Origin of the sequence: Rhodococcus sp. NPDC006774 (genome assembly GCF_040636045.1) — a bacterium.
In the GTDB taxonomy this organism is placed as follows: domain Bacteria; phylum Actinomycetota; class Actinomycetes; order Mycobacteriales; family Mycobacteriaceae; genus Rhodococcoides.
The window spans coordinates 341936-366642 of the sequence record NZ_JBEYIW010000002.1; the positions used below are offsets into that span (position 1 = coordinate 341936).

Here is a 24707-nt window from a genome sequence, read left to right on the forward strand (position 1 = left end):
GACGCGGCATGCTTGGCCTCCTTGGCTGCACCGGCAGCGGAATCGGCAACATTCTCGGCTACGTCGGAAGCCTTGTCGGCGGCCTGGTGGGTGTTGGCCTTGGCCTGGTCGGTGGCACCTTCGGCGCGGAGGCTGTCGTCACCGGTTGCCTCGCCTGCCTTCTCCTTCGCAGTCCCGGCCAGTTCTTCTGCCTTGTGCTGAGCCTTGTCGATGAAGTCGGCCATATCGGTGCGTACCTCTTTCGTGTAGGTCGTCTCCGGACATCCGGAGCTGGGGGCGTCGCGGAGGACGCCGATAAGTATGAGTCGAACCGGCTGCTCCGAAACATACGTCCGACGGCAGTGTGATGGGTCACTATCGACCGGGCGCACTCGGCGTTGTGCATTGTGTCCATCCAGGCGGTCGAAATGTCGGTGAAGTGCACCTGTCGAAAAGATCGGTTCTACGCCACAGTCGACGGGTGTCCGCACGGATGCGCCGACCGCCACCGTGGTCGATTCCATGTCGAGGGGAGCGCCCAGAACCGTGAGCGGCAACAGAGTGTTCGTCATCGGCGTCGGGATGACCAAGTTCGAGAAGCCCGGCAGCAAACCGGGGTGGGACTATCCGGACATGGCCCGGGAATCCGGTACCGCGGCCCTCGCCGACGCAGGTGTCTCCTACGCAGACGTCGAACAGGCGCATGTGGGGTACGTGTACGGAGATTCGACGTCCGGTCAACGCGCCGTTTACGAGCTCGGCATGACCGGCATTCCGATCACCAACGTCAACAACAACTGCTCCACCGGATCGACGGCCCTGTATCTGGCGACTCAGACGATCCGGGGCGGCCTCGCCGACTGCGTCCTGGCGCTCGGGTTCGAGAAGATGCAGCCCGGTTCGCTGTCGGTGGCCTACGAGGATCGAGCCATGCCGCTCGGGCTGCACATCCAGGCCGAGGCAGAGCTGTTCGACTTCCAGTTTCCGGCCGCGCCCTGGATGTTCGGCGCGGCGGGGCGCGAACACATGGACAAGTACGGCACCACCACCGACCAGTTCGCGCGGATCGCGGTGAAGAACCATCGCCATTCGGTGAACAATCCGTACGCGCAATTCGACGACGAGTACTCGCTGGACGACGTCACGGCATCGAAGATGATCTACGAGCCTGCGGGATTGACACGCTTGCAGTGTTCGCCCACCTCCGATGGATCCGGTGCGGTGATACTCGCCAGTGAGGCATTCGTGGAGCGGCGTGGACTGTGGGATCGGGCGGTCGAAATCGTGGGGCAAGCAATGGTCACCGATCTGCCGTCCACGTTCGACGACCACAGTGCCATCAGCATCGTCGGCGCGGACATGACCCGTCACGCAGCTCGAAAAGTGTACGAGCAAGCGAACATCGGCCCCACCGACATCGATGTCATCGAATTGCACGACTGCTTCTCGGTCAACGAGCTGTTGACCTACGAGGCTCTGGAGCTGTGCGACGAGGGCATGGGCGGGACGTTGATCGATCAGGATCTGACCACCTACGGCGGCACCTGGGTGGTCAATCCCTCCGGTGGACTGATCTCCAAAGGTCATCCCCTCGGTGCCACCGGTCTGGCCCAGGCCAGCGAATTGACGTGGCAGCTGCGTGGGACAGCCGGGGACCGTCAGGTGCCCGGTGCGCGAATTGCTCTGCAGCACAACATCGGGCTGGGCGGTGCTGCGGTGGTGACCGCCTACCGTTCGGTGATGTGAAACCTGGGCACCGCGCGGTGCCGGACTTGCTGACGTTGAACAGGGATCGCGTTCGTCGCCTCGACGGTTTCTACGATGTGGATCGCTTCACCGTCGACGACGAAGCGCGAACTCACATGCAGCACTGGCTCTTTCGAGCTGCAATCGATGTCGGGGCGATAACGTGGGATATCGCGAGGTGGGGGCATCCGGAATTCGTTGCGGTGTTCGCGCATCGGAATCAACACGAACTCGAATTCGCGATAGTCTACGACGTTCGGTCGGCGCCTCCGGTCGTGTCCAGTGACGTGACGGCGTACCCTGCGAATGCTCGCTCGCTGTCCGGCGACGCATTCGCTCGCCTGCCTTCGACTCTGATTCCCGATCCTCCGACAGAGTTGGCGTGGCTGGCGTATCTGGTCTGCCGTTTCAACGATCTGCATCGTCGCACCGCAGCACTGGTGGACAGGTGGCCTCGATGAAGACCACGAGTGTCTCAGCGGCATCTCATTGCTTGAGCTTCGCCAGGATCACGAACACAGGTTCTTCCGGGTCGATCTCGACTCCGGTTCGCTCCAGGAAGGCTCTCAGGAGTCCGCCGATCAGATCGGTCAGCTGGTCCACGAACCGATCGATATCCATGGTCTCGGATTCCTCTTCGAGCCACAGATCCGTCGTCGCGACGATCGCGCCCACCGCAGCTCGACTGGTGAACTCGACCCCGTCGTTCTCGAGGCCTATCGACTGCAGCACGGAGGTTGCCACTCCGGCGAATCGGCGCGCAACGTCCCTTCCGATATCGAACGCACCCGAGGAACTGTCCTCCGTCCACGAACGCGATTGGGCCAGAACGCGGAACACATTGGGGTGTCGATCCACGACGTTCGAGTAGCCACGCAGCGCGTGGCGCAATGCCGACGACGGAGCGTCCAGAAGGAAGTTGAAGTCCGCGACGGCGAGTTGATACACCTCGTCGGCCATGCGTTCGCCGAGCGCGGAGAGCAGGTCGGACTTGTCCGAAAACTGTCGGTACAAGCGCGGTTTCGTCGATCCGGCCTCACGAGCAATGGCGTTCATGCTCGGATTCGGACCATCGGCATCGATGACTCGGATCGCAGCATCGACGAATTCCTCGCGGGCGCGGGTCTGCCGGGAGTTCGGAGATCTTCGAGAGTCGGGCACGGCGGTCAGTCTAGGACGCTCTCGCGAGCTCGGTGTTGTCCGACAGGGGTTGACATACCGCGTCGGACTGCGCCATGGTGTAGCCGTAACCGCCGGTAACGAAAAGCGTACCGACGGTCCATTTCATTGAGGAGCGTCCTGCCGATGCCAGTCTCCTACGACCGGTCGTTTCAGCCACAACACAGAACGGTGGAGGTAACCGGTGCGCAGCTGTCGGTATTCGAGCAGGGAAACCTGCACGGTCCGACGGTGATTCTCGTGCACGGGTGGCCGGACACCCACCACCTGTGGGACGGCGTCGTGCCGGGTCTGGTGGATTCGTTCAGGGTGGTCACCTACGATACCCGCGGTCATGGACGGTCCACCTCGCAAGGAACTGTCGCCGAGATGCGGATCGAGCAGTTGGCGGACGACTTCCTCGCTGTCGTCGACAGCGTTCGGGCCGATCGACCCGTTCATGTTCTCGCGCACGATTGGGGATCGGTGCAGGTGTGGGATGCCGTATGCAGGCCAGGAGCGCATCGGGCCATCGCATCGTTCACGTCGATCTCGGGACCGAGTCTCCATCACATGGGTCGGTGGATGCAGTCACGGCTCGCCGCGCGAACCCCGATAGCGCTGTGGCAGTGGTTCACTCAAGTCATCTCGGGCATGTACACGCTCTTCTTCATGTCGGGGATTCTGTCGAGGACCTTCTTCAGGGTCTTCGGGACGCGGTATCTGTGGTCGTTGTTCCTGCGCATCGTCGAACGGGTCGACCGCCGAGACATCCACCTGGCAGAAAGTTTCACCGACGACATGGTCTCGGGTCTACGGATATACCGGGCCAACATCTTCCGCACCGTTCTGTTTCCGAGCAACCGCTTCACCTCGGTGCCGACCCAGTTGCTGATACCCACTCGCGACCCGGCCGTTCGCCCGGCCTCGTTCTCGGACATCGACCAGTGGGCCGCCGAGGTCGACATCCGTCGAGTGAAGTCCGGGCACTGGCTTCCCTTCAAGAACCCCGAGCTGGTGGCCTCGGCCACAACAGCTTTCATCGACAAGCACACAGCAAAGGATTAGCCGTGGACCCCCTCGATCCAGGTGTCGTCTCGCTCACCGCGCGCAACGTCGAGTTCGATTGGACGGATACACCTCTGCACTGGCTTCCCGACGAGCCCGTGGCCTCGCACACGATCAGCGCCCTGAACTTGTTGCTCCCGGAAGGTGAGCGCTGGTTCTGCGCCACGTACGCCGAAGCCCTCCCGTTGATCGAGGACGACAGGCTGCGCGAAGACGTCCGTGGCTTCATCGGACAGGAGACGATGCACGCCGAGACCCACAATGTGGTGCTCTACGACTTTCTGGACACCCATGGCATAGATCCTCGGCCGTTCGCTGCGCAGGCAGAGTTCCTGATGCGACGTGTCCTCGGTCCACGCCCCGGCCGCTCACCGAGGGGTGAACGTCAGCAACTCGTCGAACGTATTGCGTTGATCGGTGCCATCGAGCACATGACGGCATTTCTGGGTGACTACGCACTCAATTCGCGGTGGGACACACTGGGCGGCGACCCCACCATGATCGATCTCTATCGATGGCACGGTGCCGAGGAGGTCGAGCACCGGAATGTCGCACACGATGTCGCCCAATACTTCGGCGTCGGCTATTTCCGACGCAACATCGCCATGATCATTGCGTTCGTCGGGTTCTTGATACTCATGCTCCGCGGCACGAAGTACATCGTTCGACAGGACCCGTCGTTGAAGAACCGGGGATACCTGCGCATCTTCGTCGCCTGGATGGGCGCGATGAGGCGTGACGCATTGCCATCGCTTGCGCATCTGACCTGGGGAGTCGCACGATATCTCAACCCTTCCTACTCGCCGGAACACGAGGGCAACACCGCGCAGGCGGTGGCCTACCTGGCCTGGTCTCCGGCCGCGCGAGCGGCTGCGCGATGACAAGCGCACGTCCGGTGCCCACGGCCGTCCCGCCGGATCTGTACGGACGCCGCCGCCGGGATCTGTTTCTCGGTGTCATCTCCAACCTGATGAACGCGCACATGGCCGCGGTCGGTCGGCTCCGCAGGACTATGCCCGTCGGGCAACCGGTGGACAGATCCCTCACAGTCGTCGTCAGCGACCGTAGCGTCGAGGCCCGCGACGACAACGTCGTCGCCCTGACCTTCACCCGACCGTCAGGAGACGCTCTCCCGCCGTGGCGACCCGGCGCACACATCGATCTCACGCTCCCATCGGGGCTCCGCCGTCAGTACTCGCTGTGTGGAGATCCGGCCGACGCGGACCGATACCGGATCGCTGTGCGGCGAATCCCCGATGGCGGGGGCGGGTCGGTGGAAGCGCACGACGTTCTGGACGTGGGGACCGAGATCGTGATTTCGGAACCGCGCAACGCGTTCGCTTTTGCCGTGCCGGGCTACGGATCGCCGGCCCGGCATCTGCATTTCGTTGCCGGCGGTATCGGGATAACCCCCATCCTGCCGATGCTGCGCCTCGCAGACAGCCTCGGCATCAGCTGGTCGATGGTCTACACCGGTCGCAGCACCGATTCGTTGCCGTTCGTGCCGGAGGTGCTCGCATTCGGTGACAAGGTGACTGTCCGCACCGATGATGTCGACGGCCTACCGACCTCCGCCGAACTTCTCACCGGCATCCGCCCGTTCGCAGCGATCTATGCCTGCGGACCCCCGCCGATGATCGGTACGTTGCGGACCGGTGCCGATGCCCTCGCCGACTGCGAGTTCCATTTCGAGAGATTCTCGGCACCGACGATCGTCGACGGTCGAGCGTTCACGGTCGAACTCGCCCGATCCGGTCGAGTGGTCGACGTGCCCGCCGACGTCTCTGCACTCGACGCGATCGTTGCGGCGCAACCCGACACCACGTACTCCTGCAGACAAGGATTCTGTCGCACGTGCATCGTCGGAGTGCTGAGCGGTACACCGGATCATCGCGACGGCGCTCTGACCGATGCCGAGCGAGCGGACCACATTCTGATCTGCGTATCACGCTCGCAGGGCGAACGGCTCGTGCTGGACCTCTGACCCTTTTCAGGACCACATCCCGAACCAGAAGGAGCACCAACGATGCACGACTTCGATCTCGTCGTAGAGAACGGGCTGTGGTTCGACGGCACCGGTGCCGAAGGGCGGATGCGCAACCTGGGCATTCGCGACGGACTCGTTGCCGAAATCTCCGCCGACCCGCTTCCCGTGGGTCGTGACACCGACGTTCTCGATGCCCGGGGAAAGTGGGTGATGCCCGGATTCGTCGACATACACACGCATTACGACGCAGAGGTACTCGTCGATCCACTGCTGCCCGAGTCGGTTCGGCACGGGGTGACGACCGTTGTCATCGGCAATTGCTCGCTCTCGACCGTGTTTTCCACCCCGGAAGAATGTGCGGATCTGTTCAGTCGAGTCGAGGCGATACCTCGTCAGTCGATGCTCGACATTCTCGACGATCACCGAAGCTGGACGAGTCCCTCCACCTACGTGTCGGTACTCGAATCGCTGCCGCTCGGTCCCAACGTCGCGGCGTTCATCGGTCATTCCGACATCCGTACCACGGTCCTGGGAATGTCCAAGGCCACCTCGACCCGCTACCGCCCCAGCGCATCCGAGCTCGATGCAATGGGTGACATGCTCACCGAGAGCCTCGATGCCGGGTTCCTGGGCCTGTCGTCGATGACCAACAAGCTCGACAAGATCGACGGCAAGGAATTCCGGTCCAGGTCACTGCCCTCGACGTACTCGCGGTGGCGCGAACTGCGTTTCCTGAACCGGATTCTGCGTGATCGCGGACGAATCCTGCAGAGCGCACCGACCATCAACTTTCATCCCAACATCGCCGCGTTCTTCGCCGAGAGCTCCGGTTTGAGCGGCCGCCCCAAGCTGAAGACGTCGTTGCTCTCGGCAGCGGATTCCAAGGCGTATCCACCGATCGTCTACCTCATGCTTGCCGTGGCTCCGCTGCTGAACAAGTTCGCCAAGACCGACTTCCGCTGGCAGCACCTACCGGTTCCGTTCACGGTATACGCCGACGGTATCGACCTCGTCGTGTTCGAGGAGTTCGGTGCCGGCGCCGCCGCATTGCATCTGCAGGACGAAGTGGAACGAAACGAACTGCTGCGCAACGAGAATTACCGCCGATGGTTCCGCAAGAACTACGACGACAAACTCAGCCCTCGTATCTGGCACCGAAATTTCTACGACGCGGTGATCGTGGCGAGCCCCGATGCATCCATGGTCGGCAAGACATTCGGCCGACTGGCCGATGAGCGGGGAATCCACCCCGTCGATGCCTACCTCGATCTGGTTGTGCTGTACGGAAAGTCGCTGCGTTGGCGGACGACGATAGCGAACGACCGGCCCAAGTATGCGGACAGACTGGCCCGAAGTTCCGGAGTGCACATGGGTTTCGGCGATGCCGGGGCACATCTGCGCAACATGGCGTTCTACAACTACCCGATTCGATTGCTGAAGCGAGTGCACGACACCGGCTTCATGAAGGTCGAGCACGCCGTGCACCGACTGACCGGTGAACTGGCCCAGTGGTTCGGAATCGATGCCGGTCATCTACGGCTCGGTGACCGTGCCGATCTGGTGATAGTCGACCCATCGGGACTGAACGCGAGTGTCGACGGCGTGTACGAGGCACCGATCGAACAATTCGGCGGAATCTCTCGCATGGTCAACCGCAACGACGAAGCGGTCGACGCAACCGTCGTTGCCGGAGAAGTCGTGTTCCGCGGCGGGCGATTCACTGCGGGCAAGAACGGCGGTAAGACCGGCCGCTTCCTCAGAGCCGGTGCGTATTCCAGAGACATCGACTCGACCGAACAATTGATCAGGAGTGCACTGTGAGCGTCAATTTCTTCGTCACCGGCGGAACCGGATTCCTCGGCAGGCGAGTGGTCCAGGAGATACTCGATCGGGATCCATCGGCCTCGGTCCACGTGCTGGTGCGAGCGGGATCGCTGGATCGCGTTGCGTCCCATCACCGGGTGCTGCCGATCATCGGGGATCTCACCGAACCGGGTCTCGGTATCGACGACGGGGTGTTGCCGGACCGTCTCGATCACGTCGTGCATCTCGGTGCGGTCTACGACCTGACCGCGGGTGACGATCAGGCCGTGACGAACGTGGAGGGAACACGCGAGGTAGCGCTCCTGGCCCTGCGCACCGGTGCCGTCATGCACCACGTGTCGTCCATCGCAGTCGCGGGCGATTTTCGGGGACGATTCACCGAGCACGACTTCGATCTGGGGCAGGGCTTTCCGACTGCCTACCACCGCACCAAGTTCGAGGCGGAGAAGCTCGTGCGAGGCATGGACGGACTCGAGTGGAAGGTCTATCGCCCGGCAGCGGTGATCGGAGATTCGAGAACCGGCGAGATGGACAAGATCGATGGTCCGTACTACTTGTTCGGCGCGTTGAAGTTGCTCTCCGCGCTCCCTGCCGGTCTTCCGGTGGCTGTGCCCGCTATCGGCGCGACAAATCTGGTTCCGGTCGATGTGGTCACTCGCGCGCTGGTGCATCTGATGCTCACCGACACCGGGACGGAGCGGGTGTTCCATCTCGTCAACCCCACACCTCAGCCCGTGCGCGAGGTGTACAAGGCATTGGCTTCTGCGGCCGGAGCTCCGCATCCGGTCGCCTCGCTGCCCGGGTCCGTGGGGCGATTCGCGTTGCGAAATCCTCGTCACCGGCAGCTACGGCTGCTCCGGTCGGCGGTACTGAGACGTCTGGACCTACCGAGCGTCGTGCTCGAGCACTTCGCGATCCCCACCGAATTCTCCTCCGCGATAACGTCGTTGGCCCTGAGGGGGAGTGACATCACGTATCCGCCGCTCGCCGACTACGCCACCGGTCTGTGGACGTATTGGTACAACCACCTCGATCCCACTCGCGCCCGGCGCCCGTCCACCCGGGGGCCGTTGGTGGGCCGACACATCGTTATCACCGGGGCGTCGTCGGGCATCGGCCGCGCGACTGCGATCAGGGTGGCCGAAGACGGCGCCCTCGTCGTACTGCTGGCCAGAAACGAAGAACAGTTGATGGCAACGGTGAACGAGATCCGCAGCAACGGTGGGCGGGCGTTCGGTTACGTGTGCGACGTGACGGACACAGAGGCCGTGGACGCCACCATCATTCGTATTCTCGCCGACCACGGTCACGTCGACATGCTGGTCAACAATGCCGGCCGATCCATTCGTCGCTCCCTTGCTCGGTCGACGGATCGGTTCCACGACTTCGAGCGAACCATGGCCGTGAACTACTTCGGTGCCGTCAGAATGACCATGGGTCTGCTTCCGCAGATGCAGGCACGCAGATTCGGCCACGTGGTCAACATCTCCAGTGCTGCGGTGCAGAATCACGCGCCCAGGTTTGCCGCCTACGTGGCGAGCAAGTCGGCACTCGACGGATTCAGCGAGGTGGCAGCGACCGAGCTGTTGCACGAAGGGATCACGTTCACCACCATCCACCTCCCGCTGGTCGATACGCCGATGATCTCCCCGTCCGACGGCTATCACGCCGGACCGATCACGAGTCCCGAGACGGCGGCCGCCATGGTGGTGCGGGCTCTGGTCAAGCGACCTAGGAGAATCGACGTTCCTCTCGGCACGATCGGCGAATGGGGACATACGTTCACACCGCGCTTGAAGCTGTGGATCGCGAGCGCCATGCATCAGGCCATGGGCGACTCACCGGCTGCCCGGGGTGCGTTGCGGGCCGACATGTCCGACACCGCGGTGCTCGAGGCCGTGCCCGCATCGGATCGACGCGATCGGCACGCGCCCAAGCCCTTTCGTCGTCTCGCTGCGATGGTTCCCGGCGCGCAGTGGTAGACCCTCCGGCGTCGTAGTTCGGGAAACGGCGTGGATCCGTCCCGTCTGGATAGTCGGATTCGATTCCGATGCAGGCAAATTCGACTCTGCTGGCATCAAGTGAAAATGCATCTTGTCAGATAGGTGTGGTGTGGCTTACGCTGATTCTCGGAAGCCACTCGGCTCACTCTCACTCTCTCGCGGGTACTTCGTCGGGACAGCAGAACGGATATCTCATCCAATGATCGATTCAGGTGGTCGGTGGGCGCGACGCGCTCAGGTAATTCTCTTGGTGGTCGGGGCAGTGCTGGCCGGGGGAGGAGTCGCAGAGGCGAATCCGCAATTCCCACCGGCCTTTCCGTCGGACCAGAATCAGCTGCCACAGCTACCGTCGGAACCGCAGTTGTACGAGGTGCTGCCTGTGCCGGTCCCCGACGAGGATCCCTGGTACGACGACCCGTCGGATATCGAGAACTTGGAGCCTGGTGCAGTGGTGCGCACGCGTGAGGTGCAAACGCGCATTCTGGGTATTCCCTTTCCCGTCTACACCCGGCAAATTCTGTACCGGACATCGGACGTGCACGACACACCGACCGTGACTGCGACGACGGTTGTCGTTCCGGGAATTCCGTGGACGGGAAGCCCGCGACCCGTGGTGTCTTTCCAGGAAGCGATAGATTCCACCGACTCGTCGTGCAACCCTTCCTTCACCCTTCAGGTCGGAACGATGAAAGAGTCTGCGCTGCTTGCGGGGTGGTTGGCGCAGGGATTTGCCATCAACATTCCTGACTTCGATGGCAAGAACAACACGTTCAACACGTACGACGAGGGCAAGATGGTGCTCGACTCGCTGCGGGCGATGAAGAACGAGATGAGCCTGGGGTTGTCGGAATCCGCGATTGCCCTGTACGGCTACTCGGGCGGCGGTTCGGGATCGTTGCGTGCTGCCGAACTTCGGCAGAGCTACGCGCCGGACATCGCGTTGAGTGGTACGGCGATCGGCGGGACGCCCGGCGATCTCGTGACGCTCTCGAACTACGCGACCGAACCCCAGACGGGAATTGCAGGCACCGGGAACTTCACGATGTGGCTCGGATTCGCTGCGCTCTCGCGTCAATATCCCGAAGTCTTCGACAGCAGTGAATTGTTGACCGTGGAAGGTCAGCAGTTGGTGGCCGATCTGGAGAGCCGCTGCGTCTACAGCGCAGCCCTCACCGGCGTGTATCGGCCGATCAGCGAATACTTCCAACCCGGAAAGTCTCTGGCGACCGCACCGGGAGTCCTGAAGGTGCTGCAAGACAACAGTCTCGGACAGCACATTCCGGACAGTCCGATCCTGTGGTGGCACGGAGTGTGGGATGAGCTCATTCCGCAGTCTTCGGTTCTGCCGACGGTGGAAAAATACTGGGCGAGCGGAGCCGATCTCCGGTTCTACACCTCACCGATACCGGAACATCTCGTGAACTCCACAGTCGGTTTTCCGCCGGCGGTGGCATGGATTTCTGCCGTGCTTCGCGGACTTCCCCCCGGCCCGACCTTCAAGGCGGATTTCGCGCCACTGCCGGAGGGATTTCCAGGAAGTTGAGGTGACGTTGGTTCGGTTGGTCAGCCGCCGTCGGCCCGTGTGTCAGCGGGGCGAATGCGCCTGCGGGGCAAGTGAGTTACCCGGAGCGATGCGGCCGCAGTTGCTCGGAGCGGGGCGATCTGCGAATCGATCCGTCAACCATGCCAACGCGCCGGGAAGCCACAGGGCTGCACCGACGGTGTGGCTGATGGTGTCGTACTCGTCGTACTGAATGGACAGGCCGGCGTCGCAGTACTTGTTCATCAGGCTGCGGACGTCGCCGGCAACCATGACGCCGTCCCCGGGTCCGGTACCCATAGGCCCGGGAAGGGTGCCCTCGAGGATTCCGTTCGAGGCCTGCGCTACGAACATCGGGATGGTGGGAGTTGGAGCCTGTCCCATGTTGATCTTGTTGACCACATCGACGAACTCGGGAACCGAATTGGGGTCGGCGAACTCCGGGGTGACCACGTCCGCCCACTTCAGGCCCGGATATTGGAACAGCACGTTCAGGATCGACGCGTCGTCCACGTGCGCGAAGAGGTCGCGTCCACGGTCGTTGTAGTACGGACCGAAGTCGATGTCGTAGGCACGTCCGAGGCCGATGATCGCCATACCTGCGACGCCTGCCCATCCGATACTTCCTTCGATGTAGCGCAGGTTCTTGGCCGGATCGACCAGCAATCCGCCTTGGGCGGCACCGATCAGGTTGTCGTCGATGTCAGGTGCGTAGCTGGGGGCGAGGATGGCCGCCCAGTTGGTTGCGATCGCACCACCCGAGTACCCGATCAGCCCGATCTCTGCGTCGTCGTCGATGCCCGTCTCCGGTACTCGCTGGGACGCCCTCAGTGAGTCGAGAGTCATCTGCCCGTATTCGGGCCCTGCGGCGAAATTCGCTGTGGGGCCCTGGGTATCGGCAACGACGACGGTGTACCCGAGGAGGAGGAGAGGTGCCAGGATGGCAGCTTCACCCGATGCGACCACACCGCCGACCGCGACGTTGCGGCCGCTCGGCGTCAGACCGAGCAGCGGTGTGTTTCCGGCTATGGCGCGTGAGGGGCCGTCGTCGGGATTGAGTGAGTCGTAGGCGGATTGGTACGCGACCACTTTGTCGGGTTGCGCGTTCGGTGGCCGCAGAATGGAGGTGACGTTCGCGACGGGACGGCCCTGCGAGTCCGTCGATCTGTACAGAATCTGGATTGCTTGCAGAGGCGTCGGCACGTTCACCACGTGATACGGAACGGTCCGAGTCGCGAGAACAGCTCCGGGTTCGAGATCTGCGAGCGCAACCTCGCCGGAGTACCGGAAGAACGGATCCTGAACCGGCGCTGACGTTGCCGTCGGTGCGGCAACAACTCCGATAGCCCCCACACAGGCAATTGCCAACAGTCGCCGCAGCGTCGAACCAACCATTCGATCTCCCCCGACCCACACGCCTCCGAATGTGAGGCGCATCACGTGTTGTTACCGGTGGGTAAGATAGCACACGAATTTTGTGGATTCTGCCGAATCGACGCTCCGTCACAGTCTTCGGGATTGCGGGGTAGCGGCGGTGTGGTGTGGCGGGAGTGTTGGTTCTCTCCGAGGCTTCCCGATGCGTCGACGCATCTCGGCGGCCTCGTCTTCCAGGCTGCTTCGGGAGATCACCGTGCCCATGCAGACGGCCAGCATGGTCGACACGACCAGCCATAGAAGAAAAGCGATGTAAACGACGAGCCACATCGTGCACCTTCTCTCGCTGCCACACAGCACATAAGCCATCACCGGATGGTTCATCGACAACTGGCATGCTAGCAGGGTGCATGTCCGGGCGCATCGCGTGACCTGGGGAACCTCACGGCAGCACGCCCGGCTCGCTACCGCCGTTCGTTGTCCAACTGCACAACCGGATGCGACCGGGGGTACGCGAATGTCCGATGGACCACGGCGCTGTGCCGGTGATGAACTGAACGAGTCCTGTCACGCACTCGATGACGGGACCGAGCGCGAACGCGGTTGCAGCAGTTGATCGACAGAGACGGAGGCGTCGATGCGTAACTCGACCGAGGATGCGATGCTGCTCGATTTCGCGGCGCAATGGCAGCCGTACGGCGGTCCCGAGGCGTCCGAGATCTTTCTCCGGTTCGGCATCGGGCGCGGTGAATTCCGAGCCCGAGTCCACCGGGCACTGATACGTACCGGCGCTGTCGACATGGACATCAAGGTCTATCGGAGCCTGCTGCGATATGCGACCGGATGACGGCGAGATCGTCGTTCGCTCGGTCGTGATCCACCAGAGCTGCCCTGGCCAGTTCGACCAGGGTGTCGACGTACGGCGCGAAAGTGGCATCGGGCGAAGGTGCAAGTGCCCATTCCTGGGCAAAGATGTTGGCAGCACCGATAATTGCGAGAACGACCAGCCGATAGTCCCTGTCCGCCAGTTCCCCTCGGGCCGCCGCAGCCGATGCAAGTCCACCGAACATATCGACGATCACGTCTCGCTGGCGGGTTCGCCACAACTCGATATCGGTGCTGACGCCGACGACCTCGACGTAACAGACGCGAGCTGCTGTGCGGGTGTGGCACGTGACGTCGAGATACGCGCGAATCGCGGCTTCTATCGATGTCGTCACCGGTTGCGGGCCGGTCGCACCGATGGCATCACGCGCCGCGTCTTCGCCGCTGCGGTTCAGTGACGTGACGAGCAGCTTGAGCAACTCCGAGCGACTGCCGATCTCGCGATAGAAGTGTCGCGTCGAGACATTGGACTCGGAGCAGAGCATGCCTATCGTCGTCGCGGCGTATCCGTGGGTGCCGAACAGCGTCAGGGCTGCGTCCAACAGTCGGGTGACACGCTCGGATGCGCGCTCCTCCGCAGATCTGCCTGCATACTTCCTGTCGGACATGACGCGAGCTTACTGACCGGTGTTGTGGGCGGTCAGCTCGTCGAGCGCAGCCTGCACTTTTCTCGGGGAGCGCGCGCCGATCTCGAGGCGTACGCCGCCGTGAGGGAACGTCGGTCGAAGTCCAGACCCGATCCCCTCGACGCGAGTAGGACGAGGGCGATGACTCCTGCGGCCCCGACCACCACAGGAGTCATCGGGTACTGGTTCCGGGCGCGATGGGGGTGCAGCCAACGGAGGGAGTGAAGTTCATGAGGGGTTCCTGTCTTCGGTATGCCTTGAAGACTGTCATTGACACCACCACTCGTCAATGGCACATTATGTGATGTAAGTCGCGATCCGCTGCTCAGTCGGTCGACATTGCGATGGTGTTCGGCAAGACAGTGAGGCGTGGCGTGGCGAAAAGCCCAGGTAGGTGGCCCGAGGTCGACGATACTGTCGACAACTTCAAGGACGTTCTCATCATCGGTGCCGGCATATCGGGCGTCGGCGCCGCATATCGCTTGCAGGAGATGGCTCCGGAGCTGAGCTACTCGATCCTCGAGGGCCGCGAGCGGGCAGGCGGTACCTGGGATCTGTTCAAATACCCCGGAATTCGGTCGGACAGCGACATCTTCACGTTCTCGTTCCCGCACACGCCGTGGCAGGGAGACACTCTGCTCGCGCACGGCGAAGACATCCGCAACTACATCGTCGATACCGCCTACGCCAATGGTATCGACGAGCACACGCATTTCTCGACCATGGTCACTGCGGCGAACTGGGATTCGTCGACGGACCTGTGGACGGTCGACGCGCTGACGAACGGTGTTCCCACTACCTACCGCAGTCGATTCGTGTTCCTGTGCACCGGCTACTTCGACTACTCGGGTGGGTACACCCCCGATCTTCCCGGGCTCGAGGAGTTCAGCGGGCAGGTGGTGCACCCCCAGCAGTGGCCGGAAGGGCTCGACCACACGGCAAGAGGGTCGTCGTGATCGGAAGTGGCGCAACCGCAATCACATTGGTGCCCTCTCTGGCGGCCGACGCCGCGTCGGTGACGATGCTGCAGCGTTCACCCACCTACATCGCGTCACTACCGATGACCGATCCGTTCACCACGATCACCAAGCGCCTCCTGCCGGACTCGCTGGCGCACAGTGCATTGCGGTGGCGCAATGCACTGTTGATGGTCGGCTCGTACCAGTTGTGTCGACGGGCACCGAAGACGGCCCGCAGGGTGTTCCGGGCGATGACGAAGGCGCAGCTGCCGCGTGGATACGACGTCGACAAGCATTTCAAGCCGACCTACGCCCCGTGGGACCAGCGTCTGTGCGTCGTGCCGGACGGCGATCTCTTCAAGGCCATTCGTTCCGGTCGCGCGACGGTGGTGACCGACCGGATCTCCGGTGTTACCGCCGACGGTATTCGCGTGGAATCGGGAGAGGAGATTCCTGCCGACATCATCGTCACCGCAACGGGGTTGAAGCTCCAGGCCTTCGGCGGAATCGAGCTGTCCCTGGACGGAACGCGGTTCGAGGCGCACGACAAGTTCGTCTACAAGGGCCACATGCTCGAGGATGTGCCCAACGTTGCCTGGTGCATCGGGTACACGAATGCTTCGTGGACGCTCAAAGCCGACATGACGGCCCAGGCGGTAGCGAAACTGTTGGTGTACATGCGATCTCACGGATACACCCACGCGACCCCGGACCGTCAGGGCAAGGCCGTGGAATCTCGTCCGGTCGTCGATCTCGCCTCCGGCTACGTCACGCGGTCTCTGAACGAACTCCCCAAATCAGGGACGGAGCGCCCGTGGTCGGTACGCCAGAACTACATTCTCGACAGAATAGACGCGCGCTTCGACGATCTGACGGAATCGATGACGTTCGGCCGTGCGGCGCAACCGAAGGTGGCCGGATCGAACCCGTCGGGTATGGAGAACGTGTACCGCATCGAGCCGAGAAAGATTGGTATGCAGTGACTTCGGACATCGATGGGCTGACTCTGGCGCACACGATCCGGGGTGAGGGCCCGACGTTGGTACTCATCCACGGCATCGTGCACCGGCAACATGCGTGGGACAGTGTCGTCGAAGACACTGGCACGGCACCGGCGAGTGGTGACGGTGGACCTGCCCGGCCACGGTGATTCGCCGGAGCTCCCCACCGAGGAGTTCGACCTCGGCCCGTGGATCGTCGCCGAACTCGAGCGGTTCCTCGAGCACGTGGCGGTGGACGGTGAGAAGCCACATGTGGCCGGGAATTCGTTGGGCGGATACTTCGCACTCGAACTCGCCGCCCGTGGGTCGGTCGCCTCGGCCACCGCGCTGTCTCCGGCCGGCTTCTTCCGCGGACACTGGGATCAGACACGTGCGCTGCTCGTGTTCCGATTGCTGCGCGCGTTGTCCCGAGCGATCAGTCCGATCGCACCGGCCGTGATGCGTTCGGTCGTCGGTCGCACGATCGCCAATGGCGTCTTCTACGCCAAGCCGTGGCGAGTTCCCGTGGCCACGGCCACCATCGACGCGCTCAGTATCACCACCAACCGCGCGATCGACGCGGCGGGTAACGCAGTGCCGCGCTTCAGCATTCCGGTTGACGAGTCCGTTCCTGTCACGGTCGCGTGGGGCCGTCGCGACTGGGTTCTGCCGGTGTATCAGGCACCGCTGGTGCGTCGAACATTTCCGCAGGCCGACGTGACGACGTACTCGGGGCTCGGGCACGTACCGATGTCGGACGATCCGGAACTGGTGGCGTCCATTCTGTTGAGGGGATCTCGAACCGTCTCGCAGTCGGCGTGAGCGTGCCGGAGAAGGTCGACGGGCGAAGCCTCCGGTGGCGCGATCACCGGATCACCCGGCGGCGTGAACTGCTCGACTGCACTCTGGCCGCGATTCGTCAGCAGGGGCACGACATCGGCATGGACGACATCGCCTCGGCGAACGGCGTCTCGAAAACCGTGCTGTACAAGCACTTCGCCGACAAGAAGGGCCTGGCGGACGCTGCGATGGCGCGATACGTCGAGACGGTGCTGGTGCCTGGTATCCAAGACGCGATGTCCGACGACCTCGACGAGTACCACCTCACCCGCGCAGTGATCTCCGCCTACGTCACGACTGTCGCCACCGATCCCGAGATCTACATCTACGTTCACGCCAACAACGCCGTCTCCGGCAACCGAGACGTCATCACCGCCGCGGAGGGACTGATCGCAGAATTGCTGGCCGGTGTCATCGCCGACAGATTTCGAGAGCGACAGTTCTCCACGGCCGGCTCGATGCCCATCGCCTTCGCGATGATCGGTGCCGTTCGGCTGGCGTCACACTGGTGGATCTTCGATCGGACCATGACGGTGGACGAGCTCGTCGACTACCTCACCATGATGGTGTGGGGTGGAATCGCGGGTATAGCGCGCGCCGCGGGATCCGCTGCGACGTTCACGTCGGCACCTCACCCGTTGACGCTGGAGAGCTGAGCGTCCTCGCCGTCGGTGATCTGTTTCAACTCGTCGCCGGTCGCGAATTGTGTTGCGCCGTTCACCTTCATTGCAGTCGGGGTAACTCGGCGAACGCAGTGAGGTCGGACATGACACGGCGGTCGATCTTGCCCGTGGTGGTGCGAGGGAGGTGGTCGACGAACACCACGTCGCGCGGAGCCTTGAAGCGGGCGAGTTCGGTTCGGATGTACGTTCGGACGGCCTCCGCAGTCAGAGTCGGATTCGATCGCACGATGACCGCAGACAAGCGCTGACCGAACTCGTCGTCGGGTACGCCTGTCACGGCCGCTTCTTCGATGTCGGGATGCGCGTACAACGTTGCTTCGATTTCGCCGGGAAACACGTTCTCGCCGCCGGAGACGATCATGTCGTCGTCCCTGCCGTCGACGAACAACAGCCCGCTCGAATTCCAATGCCCTACATCGCCGGTGGACATCAGGCCGTGTGCGAAGGCCTTGTTCCCACCGGACGAGTAGCCCTGGAACGAGATGGAGTTTCCGACGTGGATGGTGCCCCTGCGGTCAGGTTCGGACACCACGTCACCGTCGGCGTCGATCAACTTCACGACGATGCCGAGGGGTGGACGCCCCACGGTTCCAGGACCCGCCAGCCAATCTGCCGGAGTGGCGACAGTGGCCGTTCCGGTCTCGGTACAACCGTAGTAGTTGTAGATGACGGGGCCGAACTTCTCGATGGCGCGGTTGCCCAGACTCGGAGCGAGAGCTGCTCCTGCAGTGAAGATGACGCGCACGCTCGAGGTGTCGTGAGTGTCGATGTCGGGGGAGCGGAGAATGCGGTGCAGCATCGTCGGCACCAGGACGACGGCCTCACACCGGTGAGATTCGATCTGGCGCAGAGCCTTCGCGGCATCGAAACGCCCGTGAAGTACTACGGTGCATCCCAAATTGATGGCAATGATGAACTGAGACAAAGCAGTTCCATGGAAAAGGGGAGCGCACAGGAGAACAGTCTGACCGGTCTCCAGTGGCACTCTGTCGAGAAACTGCGCCGAAGCGAAAGGCGAGTCCACCTCACGCGGTGCGCCCTTGGGGGTTCCCGTCGTCCCCCCGGTCAGCAGCACGAACTGGCCCTGGCGCGAGGGCACCGGCAGCGCAGTGTCGATGCTGTCGTCACCGATTCCGTCCATCGCGGTTCCGAGCCGGGTGATGTGCGGCGGTAATTCGGCAAGAACGGCATCGAATTCCTGGTCCTGTACGACTGCAGAGACCCGTTCTCGCACTGCAACATCCGCAAACTGCCGAGCGCTGAATCCGGTGTTCATCAGCACCAGCCTGGCTCCGAGTTTGGCTGCCGCGATCATCGCCAGCACCAGACCGCGGTGATCACGGCACAGCACGGCAATGGTCGCTTCTTCGCTCAGGCCGCATGCATGCCAGTTGTGGGCGATGGCGTTGGTGGCACGGTCGACCTCCCGATAGGTCAACGGACCGGCATCGTCGATGATCGCGACCCGGTCTCCGTGCCACCTGGCTCCGGTGGTGATTCCACTGGCGATCGGTCCGAGAGTGCGCACTGCTCTGGACTTCTGCCGAACGCGCAGCGGACGCTTCAGATCGATGATTCCACTGCGCTGCATGACTGCGATCTGGCGAGCTCGCAGCACTGTGGACTCCAAGGCTGGGTATGTGGACATCGAAACGTGAGCCCCCTCGGTGTTTCCGTCGCATCGATGAGACGGGTGAATTCGGTGTGCCACCGATCTCACAGCAGCTCGAACCGTCCGCACAGTGACGATCCGACGATGCTGAACATCCACTGTTGTGCATAGTGCCAACGGGTGGAAGTGTGAACGGATGGACGACGATTCGGTGCCAGGTTCGGAGTCCGCAGTCAGCGAGCGCGTTGCGGCAGTCATCGGTTGGTACGCAAGCCAGGGCGGACCGTCGTATCGTCGTGTGCCCAGTGAGCTGGTGGCACACGAATTCTTCGACGGAATCGAGTTGAACGTCAAAGCACTGTTGGCGTTCATCGAGAGCGGAAAGATGCCGACCGCGCACGATCTTCGGCCGGTGACCGAACTCGCTATGGCGCGCTTGGCCAACGGGGCAAGTCTGCAGGAGGTGATCGGGTCCTACCAGGTGGTGTCCGCCGACCTCTGGCGTCGGTTCATCTCCGAATCCGACCCGTCCGAGCGCGAAGGCCTGCTCGAACTGATGCCGAAGGTCACCGACTACATCTTCAACGTCGTCACCCTCATCGCCACCGAAGCTGCGCACCGGTCGGCCGATCCTCGCTCCGAGGCACGCGAGCGGGACCGCGCGGCCGTCGATGCTCTGCTCGCCACCGGTGAGGCGACGGGGCCTTTCGAAATCGATCACCCGTGCTTCGTGATCGCCGTGTTCACGCTCGCAGGTTCACCGGGTGCCGGCTCGTCGGTCGCTGCACTCAAGTCCGGAATCGAATCGATTCCCGATGTGCGAATTCGACTCGACCTCAACGGATGGGTGGCGGTCCACTGGTCGGCGCAGGGACGCGAGGCTGCCACAGTCGATTTCAGGAACGCGGTCGAACTCGCGCACGACGCCGCGGCAGTGCGGTGCTGGGCAGGTATCGCAGCGTCGACCACCGCCCACGGCGTGCCCGACGCGTACCGCGTGGCGCGAGGCCTGTCCGGCGCGGCACACAAACTGGACAGACCCGAATTCGTCGCCGATCTGGCGCACCTGACCGTCGAATATCTGGGTGCCGCATCGGGGCCCGATCTGCCTGCCGTCGCAGAACTCGTGGAGCCACTGGCGAATGCAGATCCGATTTTCGAGCAGACTCTGCGAATCTTCCTGGACGAGAACTGCAACCAACTCGCCACGGCCCGTCGCATGCACGTGCACCGAAACTCGGTCACCTATCGGTTGGGCAAAGTGCAGGCATTGACCGGCTTGAATCCGATGGTGTTCAGCGAGGCATCGTCGCTGCACGCTGCACTCGTCGCCCGCGACATGATGTGAGTCTGTTGTCGAAGTGCACAACTGGGCACTGCCATTACTCATGCTTCGACTGTGGCCCCTCAGATCGGCTCGTGTTGCACTGGACGCACCGTCGCGCGTGGTAACTCGGGTAGTCGGCGTCGGGTGGAGCGATTGTCGGAGAGGATCTTCGATGGATATTTCAGGAACGACAGCAGTGGTGACAGGGGCGGCGTCGGGACTCGGTGCGGCGGTTGCTCGCCGGCTCGTCGACGGCGGAGCACAGGTGCTGGGGCTCGATGTGCCCTACTCGATCGAACGCGCCGGAGACCGCGTGCCCGACGGCATCACCTTGGTCGCAGCAGACGTCACCAGTGAGGCGGAGGTGCAGGCGGCGCTGAGCGCGCTGACCGGTTCTGCCCCTCCGCTACGGGTGGTGGTCAATTGTGCGGGAGTGGGGTGGGCCGGTCGCATCGTGTCGAAGAACGGGCCCCACGATCTCGAGATCTTTCGCACGGTGATGACGGTCAATCTGCTCGGGACCTTCAACGTCATGCGGCTGACAGCGGATCGGATGCAGTCACTCGACCCCGTGAACGACGACGGACAGCGAGGGCTGATCGTCAACACTGCCTCGGTCGCTGCATTCGAGGGACAGGTAGGTCAGATCGCGTACGCCGCATCCAAGGGCGGCATCCATGCCATGACCGTCGTGGCGGCACGTGATCTGGCGCAGTTCGGTATTCGTGTCAACACCATCGCTCCCGGCACCGTCGACACACCGATGCTCGCGAGTATGGACGCCGGTTATCGAGCCGCGTTGGAGGCAAGCGTGCCGTTCCCCACACGACTGGGGCGACCGGAAGAGTTCGCACAGCTGGTGCAGATGTTGGTCGAGCACGACTACATCAACGGGGAAACGACTCGAATGGACGGTGCGATCCGAATGGCACCCAGGTGAGGGCGGTCAGTCGGGCAGCGTGATGTTTCGCGCGAGGGCGGCGGCCGCGACCTCGTTGGGCAGTATGTTTCGGAAGAGGAAGAGATCTCGGCCCAGTATCCAGTCGGGAGCCAGTGTGGCCGAGTATCTTTCGAAGTAGCCCAGTTGTTTGCCGAACAAGACCAACTCTTCCGGCGTCGCGACGCCCCAGCGCCTACCGGTCTCGACGAGCGACCCCACCAGCCTGCTCAGATCCAGTCGGCCGGCACCTCGGCCGAGAACCGGCTCGAACAGTTTTCGCAACTGGAGGCCGACCAGTTTGTCGCCCAACGTCGTTCCCTCGGTGATGCCCAGCATGCGGATGCGTCGCGCAGCCTCGGTGTAATTACCGTCGAACAGAGATGCACGGAACATTTCGCGCAACACGTCGCGCCACTCTTCGGGCAGCTCGCCGACGATCCCGAAGTCGAGGAACCCGACCCGTCCGTCGTCCAGCTCCCACAGATTGCCCGCGTGCACATCTCCGTGGAACGGCCCGTGCAGCACAACGGCTTCCAGCCAGACCTTCACGCCACGACGAAGCTGTAGCTCCGAGTCGACCGTGGCCGGACCGTCCGACATGATGCGGCCGACCGGAGTGCCGCGAACTCGCTCCATACAGATCACCCGAGGTCCGCAATGGCTCCAGAAGATCTCCGGAACCATCACGTGGGAATTGTCCCCGAACACGTACAGATTGTCGCGAAAACGTTCCTGGCGCAGCGCTTCTGCTGCGCTGTTGAGTTCCTGGGCCGTCAGGTCGTTGAGATCGCGGACGACGGCCGTCGCATTCGTTATACGGAAGAACTCGAAGAATCTCTCCAGCAACGCGGCTCCGGTGTATGCGACCCGGAGATCGACCCGCATGCGACGTCGAATCTCCGGCCGTTGCACCTTCACCACCGCCTCGCGGCCGTCGGGTAGCACGCAGGCGTGTACCTGCGCCACAGATGCAGCCGAGAGAGGCACGTCGTCGAACGACCGAAACAGCTCAGCAATGCTGCCGCCCAGGTCGCGCTCGACCGCGCGGCGAGCCTTGTGCGCCGGGACGGGTGGGACACCGTCGAGCAGTCGTAGACATGCATCGGCCAGAACCGGGGGAAACACGCCGGGTGACGAGGCCATGAACTGGCCCAGTTTGACGAACGTCGGCCCCAGCGCCTCGAACCCCTTCACCACACCTTCGGCGAGAGCAACCGTGAAGCGACGCCGTTTGGAGAGCCAGGACACCGGCCATCGGATGACGGCTATCGCAGCGGCAGCAACGAGGACCACGGTGATCCAGGCGGCGCGGCCCAACTCCTCGAGTCCGAAATGCGTGAGGTCCGGGTATTCGATGTCGAGGGCTTCGGGAGGCGGGCCGTCCGAGTACGGCCCCGGGGAGAACGCGTCGCCCGAACTACTGCGCGGAGCTGGGATTGGCGACGTCACTGGTCAACCACCTACCGTCTTCCTGCTTTTCGAGCGTCATGACCACTGCATTCACCGCCTGACGCGGTTCGGTGACCGTGGCGTTCGAGGCCGTCTGATCGATGATCACCAACACTTCCACCCGGTCGACGGCCGTGGACTTCGCAGCGATGTCGAGGACCTGCGCCGTCGATGTGGCACTGGCCTCCACCAGAGTCGCCTGCAAATCGCTGCTGGTCTCGGTAAACGTATCAGCCAATGACCCAGTGGCACCAGATAATACGTCGTCGACGTAGGTGTCGAACGTATCTGCACTGTAGGTGAACAACGTGATCGCGAAGGTACGAGCGGTATCGACGGCCTCGGCGCGCGAGGTGTCGAGCGAGCGTCGGTGTTCGAGCTGGTACGCGAAGACACCCGCACAGGCGATCGCGGCGATCAACGCCAGCGCCAGAGCAGACACCACTGCCGACGGCCGCCGACGTGTGCGAGCCTGCACCGCGGGCTCCTCGGGGATCTCGTCCAGATTTTCGTCGGATATCGGGTCGTCGGTTCTCAGGTCGGTCATGTGTACTCCTTCGTTGGGAAGACGGTCGAGGGGTCGGTCAGCCGCCCGTCCGCTCCTGCCCGGTAGCGCCGGCGGGGGGACCGCCGGTGTCGTCGCCTGGTGGACGAGGAACGTTCTGCGCGCCCCGAACCTGCAGCCCCGGGTCGGTGCTGTTGCAGTACATGTACTTCAGCGGCGGAGTCATCGCGGCGATGGACGGCGACACAGTGGGGTTGAGGTAGTCGCACGTGGGTCTCGGATACGGGTCGGCGACGACATTGAGCTGGTTGTCGTGGCCGGCGAGTCCGAAAGCGCCTGCGCCGGCCGACATCGCCGGGAACAGGGCCTCGATCGCGGGTGTGTGCAGGCGAGCGGCCCTGGCGATGCGGGCGAGGTTCTTCAGAAGATCCCCGCCGGCATCGCGATTCTCCCCGATGACCGCCTTGGCGGAATCGAGTCGAGCAGGGGTGTCGTCGAGCAGAGCGCGAATCTCTGCATCCGACGCAGACAACTGCTCTGCCAACGCCGTGCCGCCGACCGAGAGTCGGGTCAGATCGGGTTCGATGTCGCCGACGGTCTGCAGCAGCGTCCGACCGGTGCGAATCAGGGTGATCGTTTCGGGAAGAACGGAATCCAGACCGGTGAGCAGTGCGCCGCCGCCGTCGATGATCGCTTGCAGTTCCGCGGGCCCACCCGCCGTCGCAGCATCGAGCTCGTCGATGATCGAGGACAGCTGCGCCGGGTCGATCTGGCTCACCAGATCGGTGACACTCACGAGCATCGTGGCGAAGGGGACCGGGGTGTCCGTTCGATCCTGTTCGACCACGTCGCCGTCGGCCAGATACGGAGCATCGTCGGAATCGGGGCGGAAGTCGATGTACTGCTCGCCCGCAGCGGACAGCGCTGCCACCACGACGGTGCCGTCGGCCGGAACGCGGTGCCCGGCCGAGATGTCCAGTTGCGCTTCGACACCGTCGATGGTGATGTCGACAGCAGCTACTCGCCCGATTCGTTGCCCGCGCACGGAGACATCTCCGTTCGCCTGCACCCCACCGGATCCGTCGAGCCGCACGGTGACGCGGTAGTCGTCCGAGAGCGGATCGATGCGCAGCGCTCCGACGGTCAGGTATGCCGCCCCCACGAGAAGGACGAGCGCGAGTGCTGTGTTCGAGACGAGTACAGGATGTCGAGTCACCCAGTG

The 24707-nt window shown here is 63.1% G+C and carries 19 protein-coding genes and 3 pseudogenes; 14 read left to right on the forward strand and 8 right to left on the reverse strand.

Translation table 11 applies throughout. The annotated features are described in order from the left end of the window. Positions 1-38 precede the first annotated feature (38 nt). Positions 39-224 (reverse strand): annotated as a pseudogene (locus tag ABZ677_RS04755) (CsbD family protein); the annotation flags it as partial. A gap of 301 nt (positions 225-525) precedes the next feature. Between ABZ677_RS04755 and ABZ677_RS04760 the strand changes: the two are divergent. Further along, the gene (locus ABZ677_RS04760) at positions 526-1725 is read left to right on the forward strand and encodes a lipid-transfer protein (protein ID WP_255137228.1); all 1200 of its coding nucleotides are present in this window, start codon (positions 526-528) and stop codon (positions 1723-1725) included. After that, positions 1722-2186, forward strand: a complete 465-nt coding sequence (locus ABZ677_RS04765; RefSeq protein WP_358366964.1) for a hypothetical protein — start codon at positions 1722-1724, stop codon at positions 2184-2186. The genes ABZ677_RS04760 and ABZ677_RS04765 overlap by 4 nt, the downstream gene beginning before the upstream one ends. Before the next feature lie 25 nt (positions 2187-2211). On the opposite strand, the gene ABZ677_RS04770 is transcribed toward ABZ677_RS04765, so the two are convergent. Next, positions 2212-2886 (reverse strand): TetR/AcrR family transcriptional regulator, encoded by a 675-nt coding sequence (locus ABZ677_RS04770; protein WP_068055593.1) that lies wholly within the window; start codon positions 2884-2886, stop codon positions 2212-2214. Between the two features lie 144 nt (positions 2887-3030). On the opposite strand from ABZ677_RS04770, the gene ABZ677_RS04775 reads away from it, so the two are divergent. The 6 genes from ABZ677_RS04775 (at position 3031) to ABZ677_RS04800 (ending at position 11308) form a co-directional block, all read left to right on the forward strand. After that, positions 3031-3951 (forward strand): alpha/beta fold hydrolase, encoded by a 921-nt coding sequence (locus tag ABZ677_RS04775; RefSeq protein ID WP_052047947.1) that lies wholly within the window; start codon positions 3031-3033, stop codon positions 3949-3951. Between the two features lie 2 nt (positions 3952-3953). After that, positions 3954-4832, forward strand: a complete 879-nt coding sequence (locus tag ABZ677_RS04780; RefSeq protein ID WP_358366968.1) for a metal-dependent hydrolase — start codon at positions 3954-3956, stop codon at positions 4830-4832. Then, complete coding sequence (locus ABZ677_RS04785; protein WP_358366971.1) at positions 4829-5935, forward strand: PDR/VanB family oxidoreductase; 1107 nt, start codon at positions 4829-4831, stop codon at positions 5933-5935. Before ABZ677_RS04780 ends, ABZ677_RS04785 begins: the two co-directional genes overlap by 4 nt. Before the next feature lie 42 nt (positions 5936-5977). Next, on the forward strand, positions 5978-7759 hold the full coding sequence (locus tag ABZ677_RS04790) for an amidohydrolase family protein (RefSeq protein WP_358366974.1): 1782 nt from the start codon (positions 5978-5980) through the stop codon (positions 7757-7759). Next, positions 7756-9744 (forward strand): SDR family oxidoreductase, encoded by a 1989-nt coding sequence (locus ABZ677_RS04795; protein WP_358366977.1) that lies wholly within the window; start codon positions 7756-7758, stop codon positions 9742-9744. The genes ABZ677_RS04790 and ABZ677_RS04795 overlap by 4 nt, the downstream gene beginning before the upstream one ends. Positions 9745-9964: 220 nt before the next feature. Beyond that, entirely contained in the window at positions 9965-11308 is a 1344-nt protein-coding gene (locus ABZ677_RS04800; protein ID WP_358366979.1) for a lipase family protein, read from the forward strand. 42 nt (positions 11309-11350) lie between these two features. Here ABZ677_RS04800 and ABZ677_RS04805 read toward each other — a convergent pair whose 3' ends face one another. Then, a complete protein-coding gene (locus ABZ677_RS04805; protein WP_358366981.1) occupies positions 11351-12700 on the reverse strand; it encodes a lipase family protein in 1350 nt (449 codons plus the stop codon). 616 nt (positions 12701-13316) lie between these two features. Between ABZ677_RS04805 and ABZ677_RS04810 the strand changes: the two genes are divergently transcribed. After that, positions 13317-13526 (forward strand): hypothetical protein, encoded by a 210-nt coding sequence (locus ABZ677_RS04810; protein WP_143546327.1) that lies wholly within the window; start codon positions 13317-13319, stop codon positions 13524-13526. On the opposite strand, the gene ABZ677_RS04815 is transcribed toward ABZ677_RS04810, so the two are convergent. After that, positions 13486-14172 carry a TetR/AcrR family transcriptional regulator gene (locus tag ABZ677_RS04815; RefSeq protein ID WP_358366984.1) on the reverse strand — a complete coding sequence of 229 codons (687 nt, stop codon included), beginning with the start codon at positions 14170-14172 and terminating at the stop codon, positions 13486-13488. The two genes, ABZ677_RS04810 and ABZ677_RS04815, sit on opposite strands and share 41 nt — an antisense overlap. A 362-nt stretch (positions 14173-14534) precedes the next feature. Between ABZ677_RS04815 and ABZ677_RS04820 the strand changes: the two are divergent. The 3 genes and pseudogenes from ABZ677_RS04820 (at position 14535) to ABZ677_RS04830 (ending at position 17625) form a co-directional block, all read left to right on the forward strand. After that, positions 14535-16132, forward strand: a pseudogene (locus tag ABZ677_RS04820) (NAD(P)/FAD-dependent oxidoreductase). 17 nt (positions 16133-16149) lie between these two features. Further along, positions 16150-16951, forward strand: a pseudogene (locus tag ABZ677_RS04825) (alpha/beta fold hydrolase). Further along, a complete protein-coding gene (locus ABZ677_RS04830; protein ID WP_358366987.1) occupies positions 16948-17625 on the forward strand; it encodes a TetR/AcrR family transcriptional regulator in 678 nt (225 codons plus the stop codon). The pseudogene ABZ677_RS04825 and the gene ABZ677_RS04830 overlap by 4 nt, the downstream one beginning before the upstream one ends. A 67-nt stretch (positions 17626-17692) precedes the next feature. On the opposite strand, the gene ABZ677_RS04835 is transcribed toward ABZ677_RS04830, so the two are convergent. Continuing rightward, entirely contained in the window at positions 17693-19300 is a 1608-nt protein-coding gene (locus tag ABZ677_RS04835; RefSeq protein WP_358366990.1) for an AMP-binding protein, read from the reverse strand. Positions 19301-19460: 160 nt separating this feature from the next. Between ABZ677_RS04835 and ABZ677_RS04840 the strand changes: the two genes are divergently transcribed. Beyond that, a complete protein-coding gene (locus ABZ677_RS04840; protein WP_037193984.1) occupies positions 19461-20612 on the forward strand; it encodes a helix-turn-helix domain-containing protein in 1152 nt (383 codons plus the stop codon). A 151-nt stretch (positions 20613-20763) separates the two neighbouring features. Beyond that, a complete protein-coding gene (locus ABZ677_RS04845) occupies positions 20764-21531 on the forward strand; it encodes an SDR family NAD(P)-dependent oxidoreductase (protein ID WP_358366994.1) in 768 nt (255 codons plus the stop codon). A 6-nt stretch (positions 21532-21537) separates the two neighbouring features. On the opposite strand, the gene ABZ677_RS04850 is transcribed toward ABZ677_RS04845, so the two are convergent. The 3 genes from ABZ677_RS04850 to ABZ677_RS04860 are packed head-to-tail and all read right to left on the reverse strand — an operon-like array spanning position 21538 to position 24701. Beyond that, the gene (locus tag ABZ677_RS04850; protein WP_358366997.1) at positions 21538-22980 is read right to left on the reverse strand and encodes an AarF/UbiB family protein; all 1443 of its coding nucleotides are present in this window, start codon (positions 22978-22980) and stop codon (positions 21538-21540) included. After that, positions 22949-23527: a hypothetical protein gene (locus tag ABZ677_RS04855; protein ID WP_358366999.1), complete on the reverse strand. Its 579-nt coding sequence runs from the start codon at positions 23525-23527 to the stop codon at positions 22949-22951. Before ABZ677_RS04855 ends, ABZ677_RS04850 begins: the two co-directional genes overlap by 32 nt. Before the next feature lie 37 nt (positions 23528-23564). After that, positions 23565-24701 carry an MCE family protein gene (locus tag ABZ677_RS04860; RefSeq protein WP_358367002.1) on the reverse strand — a complete coding sequence of 379 codons (1137 nt, stop codon included), beginning with the start codon at positions 24699-24701 and terminating at the stop codon, positions 23565-23567. Positions 24702-24707: the final 6 nt, after the last annotated feature.

What these genes read in the sequence shown, in the direction of transcription:
- ABZ677_RS04775 (WP_052047947.1), top strand. Translation starts at nt 3,031, where the DNA reads ATGCCAGTCTCCTACGACCGGTCGTTTCAGCCACAACACAGAACGGTG.
- ABZ677_RS04785 (WP_358366971.1), top strand. Translation starts at nt 4,829, where the DNA reads ATGACAAGCGCACGTCCGGTGCCCACGGCCGTCCCGCCGGATCTGTAC.
- ABZ677_RS04790 (WP_358366974.1), top strand. Translation starts at nt 5,978, where the DNA reads ATGCACGACTTCGATCTCGTCGTAGAGAACGGGCTGTGGTTCGACGGC.
- ABZ677_RS04800 (WP_358366979.1), top strand. Translation starts at nt 9,965, where the DNA reads ATGATCGATTCAGGTGGTCGGTGGGCGCGACGCGCTCAGGTAATTCTC.
- ABZ677_RS04805 (WP_358366981.1), bottom strand. Translation starts at nt 12,700, where the DNA reads ATGGTTGGTTCGACGCTGCGGCGACTGTTGGCAATTGCCTGTGTGGGG.
- ABZ677_RS04810 (WP_143546327.1), top strand. Translation starts at nt 13,317, where the DNA reads ATGCGTAACTCGACCGAGGATGCGATGCTGCTCGATTTCGCGGCGCAA.
- ABZ677_RS04815 (WP_358366984.1), bottom strand. Translation starts at nt 14,172, where the DNA reads ATGTCCGACAGGAAGTATGCAGGCAGATCTGCGGAGGAGCGCGCATCC.
- ABZ677_RS04835 (WP_358366990.1), bottom strand. Translation starts at nt 19,300, where the DNA reads ATGTCCACATACCCAGCCTTGGAGTCCACAGTGCTGCGAGCTCGCCAG.
- ABZ677_RS04840 (WP_037193984.1), top strand. Translation starts at nt 19,461, where the DNA reads ATGGACGACGATTCGGTGCCAGGTTCGGAGTCCGCAGTCAGCGAGCGC.
- ABZ677_RS04845 (WP_358366994.1), top strand. Translation starts at nt 20,764, where the DNA reads ATGGATATTTCAGGAACGACAGCAGTGGTGACAGGGGCGGCGTCGGGA.
- ABZ677_RS04855 (WP_358366999.1), bottom strand. Translation starts at nt 23,527, where the DNA reads ATGACCGACCTGAGAACCGACGACCCGATATCCGACGAAAATCTGGAC.